Annotated in this window: 21 protein-coding genes and 1 tRNA gene; 10 read left to right on the plus strand and 12 right to left on the minus strand. The window is 65.8% G+C overall.

Features of this window, described 5'->3' with window-relative positions:
• Positions 1-1,086: 1,086 nt before the first annotated feature.
• Positions 1,087-1,968: an alpha/beta hydrolase gene (locus tag EPN29_04720; protein TAN33941.1), complete on the minus strand. Its 882-nt coding sequence runs from the start codon at positions 1,966-1,968 to the stop codon at positions 1,087-1,089.
• On the opposite strand from EPN29_04720, the gene EPN29_04725 reads away from it, so the two are divergent.
• Entirely contained in the window at positions 1,949-2,758 is an 810-nt protein-coding gene (locus EPN29_04725) for an SDR family NAD(P)-dependent oxidoreductase (GenBank protein TAN33942.1), read from the plus strand. The two genes, EPN29_04720 and EPN29_04725, sit on opposite strands and share 20 nt — an antisense overlap.
• A gap of 801 nt (positions 2,759-3,559) precedes the next feature.
• Entirely contained in the window at positions 3,560-4,972 is a 1,413-nt protein-coding gene (locus tag EPN29_04730; GenBank protein ID TAN33943.1) for a hypothetical protein, read from the plus strand.
• A gap of 117 nt (positions 4,973-5,089) precedes the next feature.
• Here the strand turns inward: EPN29_04730 and EPN29_04735 are convergent, their stop codons facing one another.
• Positions 5,090-5,662: a PIN domain-containing protein gene (locus EPN29_04735; protein TAN33944.1), complete on the minus strand. Its 573-nt coding sequence runs from the start codon at positions 5,660-5,662 to the stop codon at positions 5,090-5,092.
• A 9-nt stretch (positions 5,663-5,671) separates the two neighbouring features.
• Positions 5,672-6,112: a DNA-binding protein gene (locus tag EPN29_04740; protein TAN33945.1), complete on the minus strand. Its 441-nt coding sequence runs from the start codon at positions 6,110-6,112 to the stop codon at positions 5,672-5,674.
• A gap of 319 nt (positions 6,113-6,431) precedes the next feature.
• Here EPN29_04740 and EPN29_04745 point away from each other — a divergent pair, with 319 nt between their 5' ends.
• A complete protein-coding gene (locus tag EPN29_04745; GenBank protein ID TAN33946.1) occupies positions 6,432-7,019 on the plus strand; it encodes a hypothetical protein in 588 nt (195 codons plus the stop codon).
• 173 nt (positions 7,020-7,192) lie between these two features.
• Positions 7,193-7,843 carry a hypothetical protein gene (locus tag EPN29_04750; GenBank protein ID TAN33947.1) on the plus strand — a complete coding sequence of 217 codons (651 nt, stop codon included), beginning with the start codon at positions 7,193-7,195 and terminating at the stop codon, positions 7,841-7,843.
• Between the two features lie 525 nt (positions 7,844-8,368).
• Here the strand turns inward: EPN29_04750 and EPN29_04755 are convergent.
• The 3 genes from EPN29_04755 to EPN29_04765 form a co-directional block, all read right to left on the minus strand.
• A tRNA-Pro gene (locus EPN29_04755) sits at positions 8,369-8,445 on the minus strand.
• A 50-nt stretch (positions 8,446-8,495) separates the two neighbouring features.
• Complete coding sequence (locus EPN29_04760) at positions 8,496-8,915, minus strand: PaaI family thioesterase (GenBank protein TAN33948.1); 420 nt, start codon at positions 8,913-8,915, stop codon at positions 8,496-8,498.
• A 4-nt stretch (positions 8,916-8,919) separates the two neighbouring features.
• On the minus strand, positions 8,920-9,441 hold the full coding sequence (locus EPN29_04765) for a hypothetical protein (protein TAN33949.1): 522 nt from the start codon (positions 9,439-9,441) through the stop codon (positions 8,920-8,922).
• A gap of 8 nt (positions 9,442-9,449) precedes the next feature.
• Here EPN29_04765 and EPN29_04770 point away from each other — a divergent pair, with 8 nt between their 5' ends.
• Genes EPN29_04770 through EPN29_04780 form a run of 3 tightly spaced genes read left to right on the plus strand, consistent with a single transcriptional unit; the run spans position 9,450 to position 12,316 of the window.
• Entirely contained in the window at positions 9,450-10,043 is a 594-nt protein-coding gene (locus EPN29_04770) for a histidine phosphatase family protein (protein TAN33950.1), read from the plus strand.
• Complete coding sequence (locus tag EPN29_04775) at positions 10,040-11,017, plus strand: phosphotransferase family protein (protein TAN33951.1); 978 nt, start codon at positions 10,040-10,042, stop codon at positions 11,015-11,017. Before EPN29_04770 ends, EPN29_04775 begins: the two co-directional genes overlap by 4 nt.
• A gap of 9 nt (positions 11,018-11,026) precedes the next feature.
• Complete coding sequence (locus tag EPN29_04780; GenBank protein ID TAN33952.1) at positions 11,027-12,316, plus strand: acyl-CoA dehydrogenase; 1,290 nt, start codon at positions 11,027-11,029, stop codon at positions 12,314-12,316.
• A 46-nt stretch (positions 12,317-12,362) separates the two neighbouring features.
• On the opposite strand, the gene EPN29_04785 is transcribed toward EPN29_04780, so the two are convergent.
• From EPN29_04785 to EPN29_04805, 5 genes are read right to left on the minus strand one after another with little or no spacing between them, the layout of a single operon-like run.
• Positions 12,363-13,709 carry an MBL fold metallo-hydrolase gene (locus EPN29_04785; protein ID TAN33953.1) on the minus strand — a complete coding sequence of 449 codons (1,347 nt, stop codon included), beginning with the start codon at positions 13,707-13,709 and terminating at the stop codon, positions 12,363-12,365.
• Between the two features lie 7 nt (positions 13,710-13,716).
• The gene (locus EPN29_04790; protein TAN33954.1) at positions 13,717-14,130 is read right to left on the minus strand and encodes a hypothetical protein; all 414 of its coding nucleotides are present in this window, start codon (positions 14,128-14,130) and stop codon (positions 13,717-13,719) included.
• On the minus strand, positions 14,127-14,663 hold the full coding sequence (locus tag EPN29_04795) for a hypothetical protein (GenBank protein ID TAN33955.1): 537 nt from the start codon (positions 14,661-14,663) through the stop codon (positions 14,127-14,129). Before EPN29_04795 ends, EPN29_04790 begins: the two co-directional genes overlap by 4 nt.
• Positions 14,540-15,277, minus strand: a complete 738-nt coding sequence (locus tag EPN29_04800; GenBank protein ID TAN33999.1) for a succinate dehydrogenase/fumarate reductase iron-sulfur subunit — start codon at positions 15,275-15,277, stop codon at positions 14,540-14,542. The genes EPN29_04795 and EPN29_04800 overlap by 124 nt, the downstream gene beginning before the upstream one ends.
• 16 nt (positions 15,278-15,293) lie before the next feature.
• Positions 15,294-17,006 (minus strand): FAD-binding protein, encoded by a 1,713-nt coding sequence (locus EPN29_04805; GenBank protein ID TAN33956.1) that lies wholly within the window; start codon positions 17,004-17,006, stop codon positions 15,294-15,296.
• A 12-nt stretch (positions 17,007-17,018) separates the two neighbouring features.
• Here EPN29_04805 and EPN29_04810 point away from each other — a divergent pair, with 12 nt between their 5' ends.
• On the plus strand, positions 17,019-18,149 hold the full coding sequence (locus tag EPN29_04810; GenBank protein ID TAN33957.1) for an FAD-binding oxidoreductase: 1,131 nt from the start codon (positions 17,019-17,021) through the stop codon (positions 18,147-18,149).
• A gap of 26 nt (positions 18,150-18,175) precedes the next feature.
• Here EPN29_04810 and EPN29_04815 read toward each other — a convergent pair whose 3' ends face one another.
• Positions 18,176-19,207 (minus strand): peptidase M19, encoded by a 1,032-nt coding sequence (locus tag EPN29_04815; GenBank protein ID TAN33958.1) that lies wholly within the window; start codon positions 19,205-19,207, stop codon positions 18,176-18,178.
• On the opposite strand from EPN29_04815, the gene EPN29_04820 reads away from it, so the two are divergent.
• Together EPN29_04820 and EPN29_04825 are read left to right on the plus strand one after the other, a co-directional pair.
• Positions 19,206-19,787 (plus strand): MarR family transcriptional regulator, encoded by a 582-nt coding sequence (locus EPN29_04820; GenBank protein ID TAN33959.1) that lies wholly within the window; start codon positions 19,206-19,208, stop codon positions 19,785-19,787. The two genes, EPN29_04815 and EPN29_04820, sit on opposite strands and share 2 nt — an antisense overlap.
• Positions 19,784-21,376 (plus strand): DHA2 family efflux MFS transporter permease subunit, encoded by a 1,593-nt coding sequence (locus EPN29_04825; protein TAN33960.1) that lies wholly within the window; start codon positions 19,784-19,786, stop codon positions 21,374-21,376. Before EPN29_04820 ends, EPN29_04825 begins: the two co-directional genes overlap by 4 nt.
• Positions 21,377-21,433: the final 57 nt, after the last annotated feature.

The raw sequence follows: 21,433 nt of genomic DNA on the forward strand, positions 1-21,433 counted from the left end.
GGGTCGCGCTCATGCCGCCCTCGAAAAGACGTGATGAAGTCCGCCTAGGATCGGCCGACAGACTACGGCACCGCCCGACATTGGCGGTATCACCTGCCTCCAGATCCAGGCCGCGGTCGGACTCGCCGTGACGTTGAACTGAATCAGCTCCCTGCGCTCGTGGCTGATGAGGATGAACACATACAGGGTTCGGAAGCCGATCGTCTGCACAACGAAAGGTCCGCCGCCCAGATACCCTTGATCTGGTTGCGTAGTGTCAATGGCCATCTCAAAGTCCCCACTTTTGGCCAGGTGAAAGTCCCCACCCGGCGCTCATTTCTTCAGGCGCTCACCTCCTCTTGAACGGGCTTCGCGGAGTCTGAAGGACTCGCCCTCGGTGACCACCACGACGGCGCTTGATCCGTTTGGGATTACCGCTCGCGAAGAGCTTCTAGGTCATCCATGTCAATGGCCATCTCAAAGTCCCCTGTTAGCGATCACCCAAAACCGGCCAGGACCGATCGAGTTAAAACCGGCCATCTGAGGTAGCCCAGGATCACCCTCCGTGGGCTGATTGGCGCTTGCTCGGGCGTTAGCGCCACGACATGTCGGCCTGTCAGGACGACCTCAGCCAGCGGAGTAGGTGTCGACGAAAGCAACCAGCTTGAGAACGTGCGGGTCGGCCAGCAGTCCGAGAGATTTTTACACAATTTGTGCAGCTACAGCAGAACTATCACGTTCCATCCGTTGACGAGAATATTTCTGAATTCAGAAACTGGTCGGGGGAACGGGACACTATTTGAACTCTCGAATTGAGCTCGGCAGCGGCCTCCTCGACCTAATTAGGACCCATTGCGGCCGGCTTGAACAGGCCGCTGCTGGCGTTTAGTCCCCGCCCGCCGGGCGGGGCAAGGGGAGGTGGCAGTCGGCTCGGAGGAGCGCGACAAGGTGGCGGGCGTTGGCGGCGCGCCAGCATTCTTGGGCGCCCCGCTGGTGCGGCCCCCTAGGTCGCGATAGTCCCCCCGGAAATTGTGACCCGGCGGTGATCCACCGGCTCCCGACCACAGACAAGATCGCCAATACAAGGCGTTATGTAGGCCTGGCGGCTTACGAGAGGGTATCTACCGAGTAGAGGAACGTTGCCAAGCGCTCGTTGAAGGGCGCCCCCAGCAACTGCGGATTGTGGAAGGACTCTGGAAGCGTTGCCAGTTCACCGCCAAGTCTCTTTGCGAGACGCTCCCCAACAGCGCGAAAGGCGCGACCAGTGCTTCGTACGGGCGGATCTTCGCTGGGCCAGCCGCCAAGCACGATCAGCACCGGAAAAGCTTGGCGATGCAGCGCCGGGATGGTGGCGTCCCAGGGAGGAGGCTCTCGGAGGCTGGCCCGTATGCACTTCAGATCCATGGCCGTCGGCGTCGCCGGTGGGGATGCAAAGCCGAAGGCGCCTATGAAAGCCGCGTAAGCACCGGCAGGATCGGAGTCGTTCGCATTCGCAAGCACGCGCGACACGCGGTCGATCAGTGCCTCAGCATCGACATCGTCGCGGGCCAGTCCCAGGGTGTTGGGCTCGACCAGGGTCAGCGATCGCACAGCCTCCGGTCTTCGAAAGGCTGCCAGAAGCGCCAGAGTGCCGCCATGAGATTGGCCGACCAGGTGCGCGCCGCCGCCTAGAAGATTGGCAATGTCCTCTGACTGCTCGTTCCAGCCGGAACGACCGGTGTCAGGGCTGCGACCGTGGCCGCAGCGATCAACCAGCAGCATCCTCCACCGTAAGCTGAGTGGTCTCTGGTGTTCCCACTGCTCTTCGCCGAAGCCGAAGCTGCCGTGGACAAAGAGGATTGACTCACCGGTACCCACTCCGACACGTGCAGTCCTAGGGTCGACACATTTCGAGGTTAATAGAACCGACTGCCATTCGGTTTCTAGCCCAGGCCACGGCGGAGCACTTCTTCCAGTATGTTGTCCCGCGATGTCGGGCCGGGTCGCCATCGTCACCGGGGCCAGCCGCGGAATCGGACGCGGTGTGGCAGTTGGGCTGGGTGAGGCGGGATGGACGGTCTACGTCACTGCACGCACCTTTCGCGACGGCGAGAGCGATCGCCCTGGTTCGATTACAAAGACAGCTGAACAGGTAACGCGAGCCGGTGGGCGTGGCATCGCGATGCGCTCCGACCACAGCGTGGATTCGGAGACAGAAGCCGTATTTCGTCGCGTCGAGGATGAGCAGGGTGGGCTCGATCTTCTGGTCAACAATGCGACGTCCTACAGCACAGACCTAGGCCCGCGCGAGGACGCCATGTTCTGGGACCTGCCTGTCAAGGAGTGGGACCAGATGCACGCGGTCGGCCTGAGGTCGCATTACATCGCCAGCGCGTGCGCTGCCCGGATGATGGTCGCGCGGCGCAGTGGTCTTATCGTCAACATCTCTTCGATAGGCGCGATTAAGTACACGGGCAACGTGTCCTACAACGTCGTCAAAGCCGCGGTGGACATGCTCACGTTGAGCACGGCAGAGGAGCTGCGCCCATACAAGGTGGCGGTCGTCTCGTTCTGGCCGAGGTTGACACGGACCGAAGCGCTCATTGCCCACCCCGACCAGTTCGCTGACCCGACCAGAGCCTGGTCGGCCGAGTTCAATGGACGATGCGTGGCCGCACTGGCGAACGATCCTCGGATCGTCGAGAAGTCGGGCAGGGCTCTAGACCTCGCGGAAGTGGCCATCGAGTACGGATTGGCGGACTCCGACGGCCGAGTTCCGGAGCTACGTCCGCGAGCCTGACCCGCGAGTGCCGTTTGGTATACAAACGCACCTTGTTTCGGTCCGGAAACTTCGTGAACGGCGCACACGCTCATACCAGGGACGGGTGCGGTTTATCTGGGCTTGGCGACAGTGGTGATCCGTCCATGAGTTCAAATCCCGCTACCTGTCCGAGGCCAGAGTGTTTGCGGCCCAATATCTGGGGGCCCACACGCTGCTTGACCGTCTAGATATTGGGGTCGCTTCGACCAACTTTTGGTCGGGGGCCCGGGATTTGAACCCGGGGCCTCACGGTCCCGAACCGTCCTAATGGTGTTTCCTCGCGTGTCCTCTGGGGTCCGCCAGGGCCCTCCTGAACTCAAATCTCGCAGCCTTCATGTCCTCAGGTGACCTGCCGTGACCGCCTGTTTCCGGGAATGTGTGCCCCGGCTGTGCCCCGGCGGGGCCCACCGCGAATCCGGTTCCATGATCTTCGGCTCTCATGCGCGACGCTGTTGTTAGTCCAAGGCGTGTCGCCACGCGTCGTGATGGAGTCCTCGGTCACTACGAGATCGCCGTGACTATGGACACCTACCGCCATGTCGTTCCGGAATTGCGACGCGATGCGGCCGAAAGAATCGACACGGTTCGCCGAAGGCCGCGAGTTGAGCGAGAAAGATGAGCTTCTGACACCACGCCGGATTGATCGAGATGTCGTTGATTCAGCTTCGGACGTCTCGTGCACGTTTGAGTCGTGCGGCTACAACCTCCGGCTCGACACCAAGCCGTTGACACAAGAGTCTCAATTGACCGTTGCGACGGCACGCCCTACTCTCGGTTTCGATGCCTCGCGAAGTTGGCTCGTTTTTGGGCGAATGGTGGCTACCCGATAAGCCAGAGCGCCGTGTTGCCGGCCTTCTGCACATAACTGATCGCGGCGATCTTCAGCTGGAAACAACAAGACTTTTCGAAGAGCGCGAGCCGTTCGACCTAACCATTGAGGACACGTATCCAGTGGTACATGGCCGTGCAGGGAAGAAGGAATTTACTCTTCTCGACGTTCTGCCGACGACTCCGTACCGCCCAAGCACTTGTCTCATCGGAGCAACCCTCGCGCCCGAGCACCTGAAGTTCAACCGCATTTGCATTGCGTTTCCGAATCTGACACGGTTCACAGGGTCAACTGGCCTCAGTCGCACGCGTACTGGCGACAGCCCGACGCACACCTGGAAGCGCCCGCCTTCGAGACGTACTCGAATCTCCGAAGGAGCCTACGTGGACCTCAGCTTTAGCTGGGAGAGCCCATCGGAGCGCGACAAACTGACGATCGCGGAAACTGCGTATTTCGACGTCCAAGTCGACGATCCGACTGAGATCGAATCACTGCATCAGCACATCGGACCCATTCGCCAGCTAGTCTCGCTGGGGTTCGGAGACTCCGTCGCGCCGTGCGCGGTGGACGTGTTTACACCCTACGTGACCTCGGACATCGGAGCGAAGAGCGTTGAGGAACCACTTGAGCTAATTCGTGCATACGTTCATCCCGACGATCAGATCGACCCCGATATTTGGCCGATGTTCACGTTGGACGATCTTCCGGGGAGCTTCGAGGGCGCCCTGCCGCGCTGGTACGAACTCTCGCGCCGCTTGGAACCGGCCCTCGTGGTCTACTTCGGTGCCCTGTACGGTCGCCCCAGATACCGAGACGATGAGCTCCTGCTATTGGTGATAGCAGCTGAGTCGTATCACCGATTGTCACCACACTTTCAACAAACGACTCAGGGAAAGGATGTAGACCGCTGGAACGCAGTCCTTGCATCTGCGCCGACGGAACTGAAGGATTGGCTCGGAGGTCGAATAGGAGAGTCTTTGCAGCGGCGGCTCTGGGAAAGACTCCGCGACCTTGCGCACCATCCCGGTCCGTCTGGACGAAGAATTGCCAAACGTATTCCCGACTTTCCGTCGAAGCTCGCAAACTGGCGAAACCGGTTGATCCATTACGACCCGACTAAGGATGCCGCCCGACTAGACGGCGCTCAAATGGCACACGCTTGTTTCGTGTTGCGCTGCCTCCTCACCGGTTGCTTGCTGCGAGATATGGGCGTGGAAGAAGCGACGGTCGAGGTAATGCTGGGTAGGAGCCGCCCTGCCCGATATGCGATGGAGTTGAACCCGTGGGAAGACTTCGCGAAGTCTGCTGAGTCAGAGCCGAACCGTAGCGATGGCGTGTCCCCCGGTGTCCCCGAGGATCCTTAGAGTCCCCCCGGAATTCAATCGCCGGGTTGTCGTCTCCTCTGGTGTCCTTTAAGGTCCCCCTGGTTCCGCGATTCTGTGCCCCGGCTGTGCCCCGTGGCCCGGCGGGACAGGCGCCGGTTATGGGCCCCCGGGTTTGATTTCCCACGCGGCCCGCGCTTCATTCGCGAATGTGGGAGCCGTCTTCTCCAAGTGATCCAGGACATCTGCAACGCTCATGGGCGGCCTCCGCTTGATCGAGGCCTGGCGGCTCAGTGCCTCGTGCACCACGAAGGGCTCGAGGCTAAGCGCGTGAACAAGAAATTCATCGGCTGACTGCACCTCCACGCCGAACTCACCGCACGCCTCGGCGGGAAAGTGCTTGAGGTTGTTGGTAACCAGAACGCCGACCTTAGCCACGACCGCCGCGGCCAGCACGTGCCGATCCTTCTCGTTGATTGGCATAACGTCGATGAGCTTCTGATACCCGGTCACCTCAGCCTCAGGAAACGCCGTCTGCATATCTCGGATCATCTCGTCGAGGTCCTTCTCACTTACGTGTTTGTGCTCCTTCAAGATGTTTTTGCGCATCTCCTTCAGGACGTCGGCACTCCACCGGGGCGAATACACCTCGAAGTGAGCGATCCAGAGGAGGCTGTCACGAAGGCCGACGGGAAAAAGGACGTCGGCATCCAAGAAGGCCGAGAACGCCACGGCCGGAGCTTAGTACTTAAGCTCCAGACGCTCCGCCTGCTCGCTCAGGCGCCGCAAGGCGTCGTCCCTCGTGGACTCGCGGCGTCGCTTGTATTGGATCAGGTCCTCCATGCGGATCCTGCGATGGGTCCCCACCATCTCGTGCGGCAGGTCCTTCTCTGTGATGAGCTTCACCACATGCTGCCGGGACACCCCGAGGAGGTCCGCCGCCTGCTGCGTGGTGACGAGCATCTTCGTGGGGACGACACTTATGGCCCTGCCCTTGCCCATCTGGTCGGCAACGATCTTTAGGATCTCAAAGATGGGCCGAGGCACGGCAAGCATTTCGGGCGCCTTGCCGTCCACCAAGATCTGTGCGTGGTCGGCCGGCACATGCTCGAGAGCCCGCGAAAACGTCTCGATGACTTTGCGATCCTGCTCGGAGGGAGCCACTGGGGTTGAGAGAGCCATGGCGGCATACTACCACATAATCACCACAAACGTCATAGTCGCTATATTCGCCACAGCAAGAGGGGTTCCGCGACTCGGCTGGCCTTTAGCTGTACCAGCATCGGCCCAAGACTCACTGTAGACGAGCCTAGGCTACAGGCGTACTGTATGCCTCGTGATCGTCGGAGAGAAGGAAATCGCGTCCCTGCTAGAGGTGAAGGAAAACACCGTTCACCAGTGGTTCGTTCGGCGGATGTTGCCTGAACCTGACGGGTCAGTTAGCGGGAACCCCGCTTGGCACTGGGACACGATCCAATCGTGGGCTTGGGAGACAGGCAGGATGCCTGATCTCCGCATTCGCGTTCTGTCCATCCTCTCCAAGACGACTGGAGCATTTGCGACACCGCTGACCATCGAGCTGGTCGGCCGCGGGTGGGTTGGGCCAGGAACGAGCCCCGCAAAAATCGCCAGCGTTTTAACCGACCTCTTCGAGGAGCACTACGTTTCGATCCACCTTCGCAACGAGTGGCGCATCACCGATGAGGGTCGCCAGTTCCTCGGAGACCGAGCGGAAGGCAAGGAGATTCGACCCATGACTTACCAACCGACCCCAGAAGAAATCATCAGGATCTTCCAGCAGTGGGAGAACGCCGCGCGGCGCAGTCCAAACGACAAGGTTTCCACGACTGCACCGCTCGCACCTCCAACTCTCACAGAGGCACGCTCACTGATTCCTCGCCTCGAGCAACTGCGACGCGATTTGGAAACGGCGGAGGTTGACTGGCACGGGCGACCCGTCGCCAACCGGGATCAGGCGGCAATGGGCCAGCTGTGGGAGGAGTGGAGGGATGACAAACTCGGTGTGCTCAATGGCTACCGCGACGTCTGGCGGTCGCCCGATCCGTTCTACGACTCCCGCCCGCTCTAAGCAGTCCGCCCGCATCCTCTATAACCTCGACCCAGTAAAGGCAGCTGGTCCCGACAACCTGACTGCGTTGTGACCGCGGAAGCACCGCTCGGAGTCGAGTGCTGTAAGGCTGGGAGTGGAAGAGGAACGTCTGGAAGCGGCTCTGATTATCACGGCGGCGGTATGGTCCTGTCATGCCAAAGAAGGGCGAGCCAGAGCAAGTTGACATTTCGCGCTTCAAGTCAGAAGAAGACGCCCTCCGGCAGGTCGAGGCAGTCAGGGACCGTTTACATCAGCTCGCAAAGCTGGTCTTCGAATCAAACGACCGGAACATCACTTACTTGTCAATGTTCCTACTCAGCGCGATTGCACGAGCAAACGGACTCCACCTTGCGACAGTGCATGCCATTGAGACGAGCAACCCGCATGCGGCGATTCCGCTAATTCGGTCCTACGGTGATCTCGTGGTTACCGCTCTCTACGTCCGCGACCATCCAGAGTATGTCGATGCCCTAACCGACCGGCGGCGGGACACGAAAAGCAAGCGCCGCAGCATCGGCTCACTGATAACGGCGGTCACCAAGTATGCCCCCGGAATTAAACACGTCTATGACGAACTGTCGGAAGGAACTCACTTCGGTTCAGTGGCAATGTGGGCATCCTGGACCCACAAACCAGACACGGAGGGCACGGTGACATACGCCTCCTACCCTCGATGGCGCGATGCGCAAAGAGACCCTCTCGTGATGGCTGGTTGGTTGATAGAACTCGGGGAAGCGCTGATTGGTACCGTAGAGGCAACAGTTGGCGCTTACCTAAGCCAGGCACCCGCCGCACGCACGTAGATCTCTGTCGACCAGCGAACTGAATCTGGTTGTTGCACTGCAGGCATCCTTGACACGGCCGGACCCCCCGGGTTCGGGAAACGTCGTCTGGGTCACATCGGGTCAATCGATGCCGCTCCCGATCAACACTGTCGCGTCGCACAACGGGGTGAGCACGTGACGCCCTCGCTTCGGAGCTCGCACACGTCGGACCTCCGTGCCACTCCGATCGACCCACGCGAGCGTGTTTTCGAACGGGATGGAGAACGCGAAACCATCCCCGGTGGCGGACCATGCTGGTGTGGCGCAGTCCAACGAGCCAGTCGGCCTGTGATTTTCGAACCGTCTGCCTCACGGTCCTGACAGTTGCATCAACTGATATATAGCTCTGCGCACGCCCCAAGTCCGTGTCGTCCAAGTTCAGATCGTGCCCACCATCGCGACAAACTTCGCAACCTCGATGCGAGGTTCTCCAAGAATGTGTGCCCCGGCTGTGCCCCGGCGACTGCGGATGACGTCCAAAATCGGCGATTTTGAACTCGAAATTGGTCGGGGGCCCGGGATTTGAACCCGGGGCCTCACGGTCCCGAACCGTGCGCGCTGCCAAACTGCGCCAGCCCCCGACACGAGCGCCCGAGCGCGACGAACCTGCACGCCCGGCGAGGTGTTGATTCTACCTGCCGATCGGATCCACCACGGTCTTGACCTCCATCAGGGTCGCGGTCGCGTCGGCCACTCGCGAGTGGTCGTCGCGGTTCTCGATGAAGGCCGTGGCGTACACCAGCGTGCGCCGGATCCTCTCCACGCTCGCCACCACCCGGATCGGCTCGCCGAGCCTCAGCGGCCGGCGGTAGCTCACCTGCAGGCGACCCGTCACCCCCGGATGCCCCGCATGCCAGGCCGCCCATCCCACCGCCTCGTCGAGCATCAACGCCACCATGCCCCCATGCGCCATCCCCGCCCAGCTCTGGAATCGGTCCGGCACCTCGAACTCCGCGACTGAGCCATCCGGTCCCGGTACGAAGCTCAGGCGCAGACCCTCGAGGTTGAGCGGGCCGCAGCCGAAACAGTGACCGTCGAACCTGACCTCCACCCCCCTAGCCTCGGCAGTTCCAACGCCCGGTGACCTTCTCGACACCCGCCTTGCCGGTGCCGGCGTCGGTCAGCGAGGCTTCGATCGTCCCCGACTGCTGCCCACGATCGACCGTGAACGTGACCTTGTCGCCGCCCAGGTTCTGCCACACCTTGGTGTTGTCCGCGCTGTGCACCTGGACCGCGACGTCGCCATCGACGTAGGTGCCTTGACCGCGGAAGTTGCCGATCAGGAAGACCAGTCCCCAATTCTGTCCGCTGGCATCGACCGTGCCGTAGAAGCTGTCCGACCACGTTTCCCCGTTATGCGTCCTGGAACCGGTGCACTCGCTCTGCTGGACGTCCGTGTTGGGGACGATCCCGGTCATCTGCCCCGCAACCTCACCGCTGAACGTGAGGCTCTCGGTCCAGTTTCCCTCCGGGATCACGGGGGACGGCGAGGCCACCGTCTTGACGGCGGTCTGGGCGCAGGCGGCCAAGACGAGGAGAGGGACGATGAGGGCGACTATGCCCACAGCCCGGAGCATGTGGTCGAATGTTAGCCGTGGCAGCAGGCTCGGAGCAGCTCACCCGGGCCATGCGAGCCCTCGAAGCCGCCTTCCTGATCGGCCTCGAAGGCGTGACCGAGATCTGGCTGGTCCGCCACGCGGATTGCTACCAAGGCCTTGCCGAAACCGAGGATCCGCCGCTCAGCCGGCTCGGCCGGGACCAGGCGGCCCGCCTCGCCGCGCGCGTCCGCCGAGCCCATCCGGCAGCCGTCTACACAAGTCCCTATCGCCGTGCGCTCGAGACCGCCCGCGCCATCACCGACGACGTGCGCGTCGACCGGCGGCTGGTCGAGATGGCCCTCGACATCAGCGACGACGGGCAGCTCGACCCCAAGGAGCCGCCGGCCGGCGTCATCGAACGGATGCGAGCGGTGGTCGATGACATCACACAGCGGCACGCCGGCGGCCGCGTCGTCGCGGTCGGGCACGGCGCGGCGATCATCGCCTACCTCACCGATGTGCTCGGGCTCGAGGCAGCGCAGCTCCGCGTGCTGCCCTACTACACGAGCGTTAGCATCGTGCGGGCGCTGGGCGATCGGCGGGTGGTAGGCGCGATCGGGGACACGGCGCACCTGGAGTGAGCGAGCAGATCCGGCACGACCTGGAGCTGCAGTGCCGCTCCCGCCTCGGCCGGCCCAACCTCCGCGTCGTCGCCGTCGAGCCCATCCCCGAAGGCCACTCCGGCTTCACCTACTTCCTATCCGTCGAGGACGGCGGCACCACCACCCGCTACGTCCTCCGCCTCCCCCCTCCCGGGGCGCGCATCGCCGGTCCCGCCGATGTCGTCCGTCAGGGCCGCATCATGGCCGCCCTGCACGCCGCCCGCCTCCCCACCCCCGCCATCGCGGTGTCGAGCGCCGACCCGGTGGTCGACGGCCGTCCTTTCGTCCTGATGAAAGCGGTCGATGGCGCGCGCATCGAAAAAGCCGGGGCCGAGCAGCCACCGCTGGAGATCGCCGCCTCGGCGGTGGAGGTCCTCAAGCGCCTTCACGCCCTGCCCCTGGATAGGACCGGGATCGGCGAGGAGGCACCGGTCGGGCTGCGGGCGGAGATGATGCGCTGGGCGTGGCTGATGCAGCGGGCGCCGGAGGAGCTCACGATCCGTGCCGGCGAGCTCGGGGGCCGGCTCGCGATACAGCTCCCGGCGGAGCGCGAACCGACTCTGGTCCACGGCGACTACCACTACGGCAACATGCTGTTTCGAGGCTCTGAGGTGGTGGCGGTCCTCGACTGGGAGATCGCCGAGATCGGCCAGCCGCTCCTGGATCTGGGGTGCCTGTGCACCGTCTCCCTCCGCCGGCGCTTCCGGGGCGCGCCCAACCCCGGCGGCGCCATCGACGCGAGCGCGGACGAGCTGTACCGGCTGTACGGCGCGGATCCCCAGGAGATGCGCTGGTACTCGGCAATGAGCCTCTACAAATACGCCTCGATCTTCGGCTACAACCTCATGCTCCACCGCCGCGGCAAGCGGCCCGACCCCATGTACGAGGGATTGACGGATACCATCACCGGCATGATCGACGAGGGCATCGCGCTGCTCGATCGCGGCGTGTAAGGGGCGCCCATGACCTGGGACTTCTCGACCGAACCCGAGTTCGAAGCCAAGCTCGAGTGGATGCGCGGCTTCATGCGCGACGAGGTCTACCCCCTCGAGGTCCTGCAGGCCGGCGAAAAGGCCTTCATGCGCGCGATCCGCTCCCTGCAGGGGCAGGTCAAGAAACAGAAGCTCTGGGCGACGCATCTCCCTCCGGAGCTCGGCGGGCAGGGCTACGGCCAGGTGAAGCTGGGGCTGATGCACGAGATCGAGGGGGCATCGACGTGGGGCCCGATCGTGTTCGGCAACCAGGCTCCGGACTCCGGCAACTCCGAGATCCTGGCCCACTTTGGCAGCCAGGCGCAGAAGACGCGCTGGCTCCATCCGCTGCTCGACGGCAGGATCCGCTCCGCGTTCTCGATGACCGAGCCGGAGAGCGCCGGCTCAGACCCGACGCTACTCACCAGCACCGCCGTGCTCGAGGGCGACGAATGGGTGATCAACGGCCACAAGTGGTTCACGTCCAACGGCATGATCGCCGACTTCCTGATCGTCATGGTCGTGACCGAACCCGACGCCGGACCCTACGACCGCGCTTCCATGATCATCGTGCCGGCCGGCGCACCCGGGCTCCGGCGCCTGCGCAACATCCCGACCCTGGCCGGCGAGCACGAGCGCTACGGCTACGGCCATGCCGAGATCGTCTACGAAAACGTCCGCGTGTCCAAAGACAACCTGCTCGGAGCGCGCGGTCAGGGCTTCCTGATCGCCCAGGCCAGGCTCGGACCCGGCCGCATCCATCACTGCATGCGCTGGTTGGGACAGGCGCGCCGGGCCTTCGACATGATGTGCGAGCGCGCCCTGCAGCGCGAGGCCTTCGGCCGCAAGCTCGCGAGCCATCAGACCGTCCAGAACTGGATCGCCGACTCGGCCGCCGAGTTGCAGGCGGCCCGGCTGATGACGCTGCACGCGGCGTGGGTGATCGACACGCACGGGGCCGCCGCCGCGCGCAAGGAGATCTCGCTGATCAAGTTCTTCGGCGCCAGGGTGCTGCACGACGTGATCGACCGCGCGATCCAGGCCCACGGCTCGCTCGGCTACTCGTCGGACCTGCCGCTCGAGGAGATGTATCGCCACGCGCGCGCCGCGCGCATCTACGACGGTCCGGACGAGGTCCACCGCGTCGCGGCGGCGCGCCAGATCCTGGCCGGCTACCAGCCGCCCACCGGAGTGTGGCCCCGCGAGCACGTACCGACGCGGCGGGAGGCGTCGCGCCGCAAGTTCGCCGCGCTGCTGGAGGCGACCGTCACCGACGACTGAAGGCGCGGGGGAGGCTGGATTTCCTCCTCCCCTCGATCCGCCAACGCTAGCCCGGGATGGTCTGCGCCAGGTGGAGGCGGTCCCAGTCCGAGTAGGGGCCGTTGACGTGGATGATGCGTTGCCGCCCCGCCTGCTCCAAAAGGCTCGCCGCGATGCCGGCGCGGTAGCCCGACGCGCAGTGGACGGCGACGGGCGCATCGGGCGGAATCTCCCCCACCCGGTACGGGATGTCGGGCAGATAGATGTGGACGGCGCCGGGCACGTGCCCCGCCGCCCATTCGTGCTCGTCACGCGTATCGACCACGGTCATGGGCTCGGCGCTCAGGATCCACGAGGCCATGTCCTCGACGTCATGGGTTTCGAACGAGGACAGGTCCCGCCCGCTCTCGCGCCACGCGTCCATGCCGCCTTCGAGCGCCCCGGCGATGGTGTCGAACCCGATGCGCAGCAGCTGACGCTGCGCCTCCCGATGCTGAGCTGGGGACCCGCCGGCCAGGACGATCTGGCGGCCGCGGGCGACGAGCCATCCCACCCAGGCGCTCAGGGGGCCGTCCAGCCCGACGCCGTAGCTGCCCGGGATGTGCCCGCGGTCGTAATCGCGCCCGGGACGCACGTCCACCAGCGCCGCGCCCTCGGTCATGAGCCGCGCGACCGCCTCGGGGCTCAGGCTGGGGGGCGGCGCCGGGTGGCGGCCCAGCAGCTGGGCGCCCTCGCGGTTGATCCGCGCCATGTCGCGGTAGTAGGCGGGGTAGCGATGCTGGTTGAGCACGCGAGCCAGGAAGGGCATCAACTCGGTCGTCTGGAAGAACGGGTTGGTCGCCCGCTCCTGGCCCAACGTGGTCTCGTGCCCCCGGCGGCCCCCGGTGCCGCAGAACGAACCGCTGCCGTGAGTCGGGAACACGGCGATGTCGTCGGGCAGGCCGCGCAGCCGCACCTGCAGCGTGCGCAGGGCCTCGAGGGCGAGGTGGACCGCCATGTGCGGGCCGAGCAGGTCGGTCCGCGCGATCGCGCCCACCATGACCGCGCCGCCGGAGAAGAGCGCGCGCGGACGGTCCGCCTCGAGCAGGAGGTAGCTCAGGTGGTCCGGCGTGTGGCCTGGGGTGTGCAAGGCGCGCAGCGTCAGGCCGCCAAGCGACAGGTCCTCTCCCGGACGGAGCTCGTCGATGTTGGTCGCGGCCTCGGCCGCGAGCTCGCGCCGGCCGGAGACGAAATCGTTGTGCAGATGCGTATCGAGCGCGTGCGTCAGCCTGACGCCGAGGGATTCGGCCCGGCTCAGATATCCGTCGATATCGCGCAGGGGATCGATGACCAGCGCGACGTGGCGGTCAGGGTCGCAGACGAGAAAGCTCGAGTTGCCCAGCTCACGAGCGGGGATCGATTCAACCGTGAACATGCCTGCATCAGCCGAGCGATATCGGCGCCGTGGTCAGCAGCACCCAGATGGTGAGCAGCGTGACGGCGACCGCGCCGCCATAGAAGATGACCTGCGCCGGAAGCGTTTTCGCCGCCGGCACGCCCAGGTCGACCACGAGGTAGCGCAGGCGGTGGGCGAAATGGAAGAAGGGCACCGCCACCAGCAGCAGCACGTACAGCTTCACGATCGGGTTGCCGAGGATGCCGATCCAGGTGTCGTAGTGCCGGTCGACGACGCGGACGATTCCGAGGGGGCCGAGTATGCCCTGGACGAGGATGTGCACCGGGAGCAGGATGGCGGCCAGCACCCCACCCTGCGCGAACATGAACCACCAGAAGAGGTGCGCCAGCGACGGTTGCCGGCCGCGCGAGCGCCCCTGATGCGCCATCGCCGCGCTCATCTGCCGAACCCGATCAGCACGGCCCCGATGACGATCGAGGCCACGGCCCACGCGCCGAACTGCGAGGCCACGACCAGCCGCGACGGGATGGGCCGGCCTAGGAACTTGAAATGGAGGATCACCCCCGCCAGGCTCAGGAACGTGACGCTGTGATACAGCGCGAACAAAAGGCAGATGACGCTGAAGATGACGAAGGGGAGCGAGCCGTGCGGTGAGTAGCTCGCGGCCCCGCTCCCCGCGCGCTTGATCTCGACCAGAAACCACAGCAGCCACAGAGCGAGCGGCAGGGCCGTGAACTCGCGGACCATGTAGAAGAGGTAGTGGCGCTTTTGCGTCCACCACCCGGTGGGCATCACCCACCCGTAGGCCCGCCTGCCGCCGCGGGCCGCGGCCGGCGCCTCCGATGCGCTCATTCGCGGTTTCCGTACGGCAGCACGAATCGCATCGTGGTGTCGAGCTTGGTCTGCTGGATGGCCTTGGCCGGGTCGACCCCCTTGGGGCACACCACCGAGCACTCGCCGACGAAGCTGCATTCCCAGATGCCTTCCGAGTGGGCGATCACCGGCAGCCGCTCCCGGGTGCCCTGGTCGCGCGAGTCGAGGTTGTAGCGCCGCGCCAGCGCGATGGCCGCGGGACCGAGGAACTCGTCGTTCAGGCCGTACACCGGGCACGCCGCGTAACACAGCATGCAGTTGATGCACTGGCTGAACTGCCGGAAGTCGTCGATCTGCGCCGTCGTCTGCCGGTGCTCGCCCGCCCCGAGCGGCAGGTCCTGCTTGCGGATGATCCACGGCTTAATGGACTTCAGCTTGCGCATGAAGTCCTCGATGTCGATCACCAGGTCGCGAACGACCGGGAAGTTGCTCAGCGGGTTGACCACGATCGGTCGGGGCCAGTAGTCGCGCACGAACGCGTTGCAGGTCAGCTTCGGCGTGCCGTTGACCATCATCCCGCAGCTGCCGCAGATCCCCATCCGGCACGACCACCGGTAGCTCAGGCTCCCGTCGACGTGCGCCTTGATGTAGTTGAGCGCGTCCAGGACGACCATGCTCTGGTCGCTGAAGGGAATTTCGTAGGTCTGCAGGCGCGGCGCCCGGTCCTTCTCGGGGTCGAACCGCGTCGCCTGGATGGTGATCTTCTTCTCCATCACTCTTGCATCCCTCTCAGTACGAGCGCGCCTGCGGCTTGAAGTTGGTGATGTGGACGTCGCGGTACTCGAGGCGCGGCGCCAGCTCGTCGGTGTGGTGGGCGATGGTGTGCTTCAGGTATTCGCCGTCCAGCCGCTCCGGGAAATCGCGCCGAGCGTGGGCGCCGCGGGACTCCTCGCGCGCCAAGGCCGAGTAGGTGATGGCGTCCGCCACCTCGAGCATGAAATCCAATTCCAGGGCGGCGGTCAGCTCGGTGTTGAACGTCCGGCTCGAATCCTCGATCTTGATCCGCTCGAATCGCTCGCGCAGCTCGCCGATCTGCCGGGTCAGCTTGCCCAGGCCGTCGCGCGTGCGGAACACGCCGGCGCCCGCATCCATCTCCTTCTGCAGCTGCTCGCGGATGACGCCGATTCGCTCCTCGCCGCCCCGCTTGTCGAGATAGGCGTCCTCGACGCGGCGCGCCTCGTCCTTCAGCAGCGCGGCGACAGGGTTGGCGCCGGCCGCGCCGGCGGAGCTCGCGTGATGGGCCGCCGCCCGGCCCGCCGCGGCGCCGAACACCAGGCACTCGGACAGCGAGTTGGAGCCCAGCCGGTTGCCGCCGTTCAAGCCGACGTTGGCGCACTCGCCGGCGGCGAACAGTCCGCTCAGCGAGGTCGCGCCGTAGATGTCGACATCCACCCCGCCCATCATGTAGTGCTGCACCGGCCGCACCGGGATGGGGTCGGTGACGATGTCGATGCCGACGAACTCCCGTCCGAGCTCCCGCATGAAGGGCAGCTTGCGATCGATCACCGCTTCGCCGAGGTGGCGCACGTCGAGGTGCATGTACTGGCCATGGGGGCCTTCGAAACCGCGGCCCGCCTCGAACTCGGTGGTCATAGCGCGAGAGAGGATGTCGCGGGGTCCCAGCTCCATCTTGTTGGGCACGTAGCGCTTGAGGAAGCGCTCGCCATCCTTGTTGGTGAGGTAGCCGCCCTCGCCGCGGACCGCCTCGGTGATCAGGATGCCGGTGTAAGGCAGTCCGGTCGGGTGGAACTGGACCATCTCCATGTCCTTGAGCCCGACGCCGGCGCGGTAGGCCAGCGCCATGCCGTCGCCGGTGCAGATGTTGCCGTTGGTGCTGAACGCGTAGACGCGGCCCGCGCCACCGGTGGCCAGGATCACCGCTTTCGCGGTGATGGCGTCGAAGCGCCCGCTGCGCTGGTCGAGCGCGACCACCCCGACGCAGCGCCCGTCTTCGACCAGCAGCTTGGTCACGAAGGCCTCGTCGTGGCGGTGGATCTGCGGGTACTTGAGCGAGGTCTGGAACACGGTGTGGAGCATGTGGAAGCCGGTCTTGTCAGCGGCGAAGCAGGTGCGCCAGGTGGTCATGCCGCCGAACGGCCGGGCCGAGATCTTGCCGTCCGGGTCGCGGTTCCAGGGACACCCCCAGTGCTCCATCTGGATGACCTCGAGCGGCGCCTCGCGCACGAAAGCCTCGACCACGTCCTGATCAGCGAGGTAGTCCGAGCCTTTGATGGTGTCGAAGGCGTGGGTCTCGTAGCTGTCCTCAGGCCGCAAGACCGCCGCGGCTCCGCCCTCGGCGGAGACGGTGTGGCTGCGCATCGGATAGACCTTGGAGACCAGCCCGACCTTGACCCTGGGATTGGTCTCCACCGCGGCTATCGCCGCCCTGAGACCGGCGAGCCCTCCGCCGACGACCAGGACGTCGTAGCTCTCGAAGTCCATCTTGGCGCGTACATGTTAATTGGGCCCGCCTATCACTCCATGCCTCGCGCCGATTACCCTGACCGTCGCGTGAAAACGGGGATTCCGTTCTGGGCGCCACCCACCGAGCGCTACCCGGGGCGCCTGCCCGGCCGGGCCGATGTGCTCGTCGTCGGCGGTGGGATCACCGGCGTCAGCCTCCTGCACCACCTGGCGCGCCGCCGCATGGATGCGGTGCTGGTGGAACGAAGGCGACTCGCCGCCGGCGCCAGCGGGCGCAACGCGGGTTTCCTGCTGGCGGGGGTGGCGGCGAGCTACGCCGAGGCCGTCCGCCTGTTCGGGCGTGATCAGGCCCGCGAGGTTTGGCAGCTCACCAACGAGAACCACGACCGCATGCTCGAAGCGGTCGCCGGCGAGGACGTCGGACACCGGCGCCTGGGCAGCGCGACCCTGGCCTCAGGCGACGAGGAAAGGCTCCAGCTCGAGGAGTCGCACGAGCTGCTGCGCGAGGATGGCTTCGAAGCCCGCTGGGACGGCAGGTGCCTCAGCAACCCGCGCGACGGCGAGGTCGACCCGGCGGCGCTGGTCGGCGCCCTGGCGCGGCGCGCTCAGCCCGGCGCGATCCGCGAGGGGGTCGAGGTGACCGCGATCGAAGCGAGCCGCGGCGGCCTGGTCGTGCGTGCCGGTGAAGACGAGTGCCGGGCGGGGCTGGTCATTCTCGCGACCAACGCCTACACGCCGCTGCTGCTGCCGCAGGTGCAGATCCGCCCCTTGCGAGCGCAGATGCTGGCGTGCGGACCGATACCGAAGCCGGTGTGCGACCGACCCACCTATTCCCACTTCGGCTACCGCTACTGGCGGCAGCTCGCAAGCCGCGAGGTGCTCATCGGCGGCTGGCGCGACGCTTCGATGGACACCGAGGTCGGCTACGACGAGCAGCCCACGCCCCGGATCCAGGCGCTTCTCGACGCCCAGCTCGAGCGCCTCGGCGCCGCGGGGGAGGTCACCCATCGCTGGGCGGGCACGATGGGATTCACCGCCTCGGGCCTGCCGCTGGCCGGGCCGCTCGACGGGATGCCGAACGTCCACATCTGCGCCGGCTTCAACGGCCACGGCATGGGGTTCGCATTCGTGACCGCCAAGCGGGTGGTGGACTCGCTCTAGCCGGTTCCACCTCCGCCCCCTCCCGGTCACGCGGGGAGGTGGTTGCCGAGGAAGCTGATCCAGTTGCCGCCCAGGATCCCGTCGACCTGGGCTCGATTGAATTGACGTCGCAACCGCGGCGCCAGGTCCTTGAGCTCGGCGAGATCGCTCAGCGGCGCTTCCTTGGAGCCGAAGCCACCATCCAGGTCGGTGCCGAGTCCGACGTGTTCGGGGCCGCCGGCGGCGCGAGCCAGGTGCACCGCATGGCGGACGACGTCGTCGAAGGTGGCGCGGCCCGACGACCGCAGGTGTCGCTGGTAGAAGCTGATGCCGATGATGCCGCCGCGGCGCGCGACCTCGGCCGCCGTCGCATCGGTGATCTGACGATCGCCGGGCACGATCGCCCGCGCGTTGCTGTGAGAGGCCATGATCGGTCCGCGCCACAGCGCCAGCGCCTCCGCCACCGACTGCTCGGCCATGTGGCTGAGGTCCAGGATCACGCGCTTGCGGCGCATGGCCTTCAGCAGCTGCACGCCCAATTCGGTCAGGCCTCCCGGCGCGCCGGTGCCGCCGCTGTAGCGCGTGGCGCCCCACGCCGGTCCGATGATGCGCACGCCCATGTCGGTCCACGCTCCCAGCTGAGAGGGAGTCTCCACCGGGTCCGCGCCCTCCATGAGCAGCACCGCGGCGAGCCGGCCCTTCTTCCAACCCTTGACGTAGGCGTCGAGCTCGGCCCGGTCGTGGATGAACGCGAGCCCGCTGCTCCGGTAGTAGTTGACCTGCGCCACGGCCATGAGGTGCGCCTCGTGCGCGGTCTCGTAGACAAAGCGCGTGCGCATCGCTCGCCGGGCACGAGCGGGCGCCGTGTACAGGGTCGCGAAGACCAGGCCCACCCCGGCGCCGGCCAGCGACGAGCGGCTGACGACATAGCCCGGCGCCGGCGGCCCAAGAAAGCCACGGCCGCCCGCGATCGCGTTCCAACCGATGTCGAGGTGGGCGTCGACGATCACGCGGCAGGCGCCCCCACGAACATCGCCGACGAGAATAGCTTGACGCCGAAAGCTGTATTTGGTAATAATGAATTCCTACACTATGAATGATTCCACTATGAAGCACCCCGAACACCTCGACCACGCCACCGCACCCGTTTACGAGCTCGCCCGCGACGACGCCGGACGCCTGTACAGCGTCGCCATGCGCCAACTCTTCCAGCCGCTCCAGGTCGACGTCAGCGTGATCGAGGCCATGTCGGCGCTGCGGATCGCCGCCCGCGCCCTGCACCACCTCCAGGAGCGGTGGGCGGACCAGCACGGGCTCAGCGAGGGCCGGCTGGGCGTGCTGTTCCGCCTGTACCGCTGCGGGGCGACGCCGCTCGGCGACCTGGCCCACAACCTCGACTCCACGCCTCGCAACATCACCGGCCTGGTCGACCATCTGGAGCGCGACGGCCTGGTCGAGCGCGTCCCCGACCCCGACGACCGGCGTTCGGTTCACGCCCGCCTGACCGAGCCCGGCCGGGCCCGCATCGAGGCGATCTGGAAAGAAGGGCTCGAGCACCAGCAGGAGCTCGCGGAGGGATTGAGCCAGGACGACCTGGCGCAGCTTCGACACCTGTGCCTGCAGCTGGTGGAGAACGCCAGAAAGGAACTGGGAAAGTGACCCAAGGACTCTCTAGCCGGCGCATCATCCTCGCCACCGCCGGGACGATGCTGGCGCTGCTGCTGGCCGCGCTCGACCAGACGATCGTCGGCACCGCCATTCCCCGCATCGTGGCCGACCTCAACGGCCTCGACCGCCTGGCCTGGGTCACGACCGCCTACCTGGTCACCTCGACCACCATGACCCCGATCGCCGGCAAGCTTGGCGACCTGTTCGGCCGCAAGCCCTTCTTGCTCGTGGGCATGATCGGGTTCGTGGTCGCGTCCGCCTTCTGCGGGCTCGCGCAGGACATGACCCAGCTGATCGTGTTCCGCGGCATCCAGGGCATCTTCGGCGGCGTGCTCTTCGCCACCGTCTTCACCGTCATCGGCGACCTCTTCCCGCCCGACCAGCGAGCCCGCGCGCAGGGCCTGTTCGGCGCCGTCTTCGGCCTGAGCTCGATCGTCGGGCCCACCGCCGGCGGATTCATCACCGACCACTGGAGTTGGCGCTGGGTGTTCGAGGTGAACATCCCCGTCGGCATCGTCGCCGTGGCGGTCGTGCTGGCCGGCCTCCCCTACGTGCGCTCCAAGGCCTCCTGGCGCGACATCGACTTCTGGGGTGCGGCGACACTCGCGGCCGGCGTGGTGCCTCTGCTGGTCGCTCTCACCATCACCCGCGACCACGCGTGGACGTCGCCCGAGGTGATGGGCCTGCTCGCGCTCGCGACCGTGATGCTCGCCGTGTTCGGGTTCATCGAGTCGCGGGTCGAACACCCGATCGTCCCGCTCGAGCTGTTCAAGAACCCGACGTTCAGCGTCAGCATGCTGGTGGGCTTCCTGACCGCCTTCGGCATGTTCGGCTCGATCCTGTTCACGCCGCTCGTCTTCCAGGGTGTGCTCGGCATCAGCGCGACCAACTCCGGCGCGCTCATCACCCCGATGATGTTCGGCCTGCTCGCCGCCAGCACGCTGACCGGGTTCGTGATGCGCCGGATCAGGTACTACCGCCTCCTCGGCACACTCGGGGTGGTCGTGATGATCTTCGGCATGTGGCTGCTCTCACAGATCCTGCCCGGCACCCCCGAGTGGCACGTCGTGGCCGCCCTGATCGTGGTCGGGCTCGGCATCGGCGTCACCTTCCCCCTGTACCTGACCGCCGTGCAGACCGCCCTGCCCCGCCAGTACCTGGGCGTGGCCTCGAGCCAGATCCAGTTCTGGCGCAACCTGGGCGGCACGGTCGGCAGCGCCATCCTGGGCGCCGTGCTGGCCAACCGGCTGCCCGACTACCTGAAGACGCGCGTCGCCGACCTGAACCTGCCGGCGCAGGTGGTCGCCCACCTGCCCAAGAGCGGGAGCGCGAACTCGATCCTCGACCCGACGCTGCTCGCCAAGCTGCCCCCCGCCTTCGTCCACGCCATCCGCCTGGCGCTCTCGGACACGCTGCGCGACATCTACGTTTTCGCCGGCGTGATCCTCATCATCGCCCTGATCTCGACCGTTTTTCTCAAGGAAGTCCCCCTGACCGGCGCTCGCGGCGGCACGGGATTCGCCGAGGCGCCGGTCATCGAAGACGAGCAGGAGCGGGAGGCGGCGCCGGTCACGGCCTGAGAGGGCGTACAAACCTGTGCCGCCAAATTCGCGTCAAGCGCGCTAAAATCGCCCCCG

It is taken from the genome of bacterium (assembly GCA_004299235.1).
Taxonomy (GTDB): domain Bacteria; phylum Chloroflexota; class Dormibacteria; order Dormibacterales; family Dormibacteraceae; genus SCQL01.

Bases quoted from the DNA above. Each gene is read 5' to 3' on its own strand.
- EPN29_04725 (TAN33942.1), top strand. From the start codon at position 1,949: ATGTCGGGCCGGGTCGCCATCGTCACCGGGGCCAGCCGCGGAATCGGA.
- EPN29_04740 (TAN33945.1), bottom strand. From the start codon at position 6,112: ATGGCTCTCTCAACCCCAGTGGCTCCCTCCGAGCAGGATCGCAAAGTC.
- EPN29_04810 (TAN33957.1), top strand. From the start codon at position 17,019: ATGTTAATTGGGCCCGCCTATCACTCCATGCCTCGCGCCGATTACCCT.
- EPN29_04780 (TAN33952.1), top strand. From the start codon at position 11,027: ATGACCTGGGACTTCTCGACCGAACCCGAGTTCGAAGCCAAGCTCGAG.
- EPN29_04790 (TAN33954.1), bottom strand. From the start codon at position 14,130: ATGAGCGCGGCGATGGCGCATCAGGGGCGCTCGCGCGGCCGGCAACCG.
- EPN29_04795 (TAN33955.1), bottom strand. From the start codon at position 14,663: ATGCAGCTTCGTCGGCGAGTGCTCGGTGGTGTGCCCCAAGGGGGTCGA.
- EPN29_04770 (TAN33950.1), top strand. From the start codon at position 9,450: ATGTTAGCCGTGGCAGCAGGCTCGGAGCAGCTCACCCGGGCCATGCGA.
- EPN29_04785 (TAN33953.1), bottom strand. From the start codon at position 13,709: ATGTTCACGGTTGAATCGATCCCCGCTCGTGAGCTGGGCAACTCGAGC.
- EPN29_04745 (TAN33946.1), top strand. From the start codon at position 6,432: ATGCCTGATCTCCGCATTCGCGTTCTGTCCATCCTCTCCAAGACGACT.
- EPN29_04730 (TAN33943.1), top strand. From the start codon at position 3,560: ATGCCTCGCGAAGTTGGCTCGTTTTTGGGCGAATGGTGGCTACCCGAT.
- EPN29_04750 (TAN33947.1), top strand. From the start codon at position 7,193: ATGCCAAAGAAGGGCGAGCCAGAGCAAGTTGACATTTCGCGCTTCAAG.
- EPN29_04805 (TAN33956.1), bottom strand. From the start codon at position 17,006: ATGGACTTCGAGAGCTACGACGTCCTGGTCGTCGGCGGAGGGCTCGCC.
- EPN29_04765 (TAN33949.1), bottom strand. From the start codon at position 9,441: ATGCTCCGGGCTGTGGGCATAGTCGCCCTCATCGTCCCTCTCCTCGTC.
- EPN29_04820 (TAN33959.1), top strand. From the start codon at position 19,206: ATGAATTCCTACACTATGAATGATTCCACTATGAAGCACCCCGAACAC.
- EPN29_04800 (TAN33999.1), bottom strand. From the start codon at position 15,277: ATGGAGAAGAAGATCACCATCCAGGCGACGCGGTTCGACCCCGAGAAG.
- EPN29_04720 (TAN33941.1), bottom strand. From the start codon at position 1,968: ATGGCGACCCGGCCCGACATCGCGGGACAACATACTGGAAGAAGTGCT.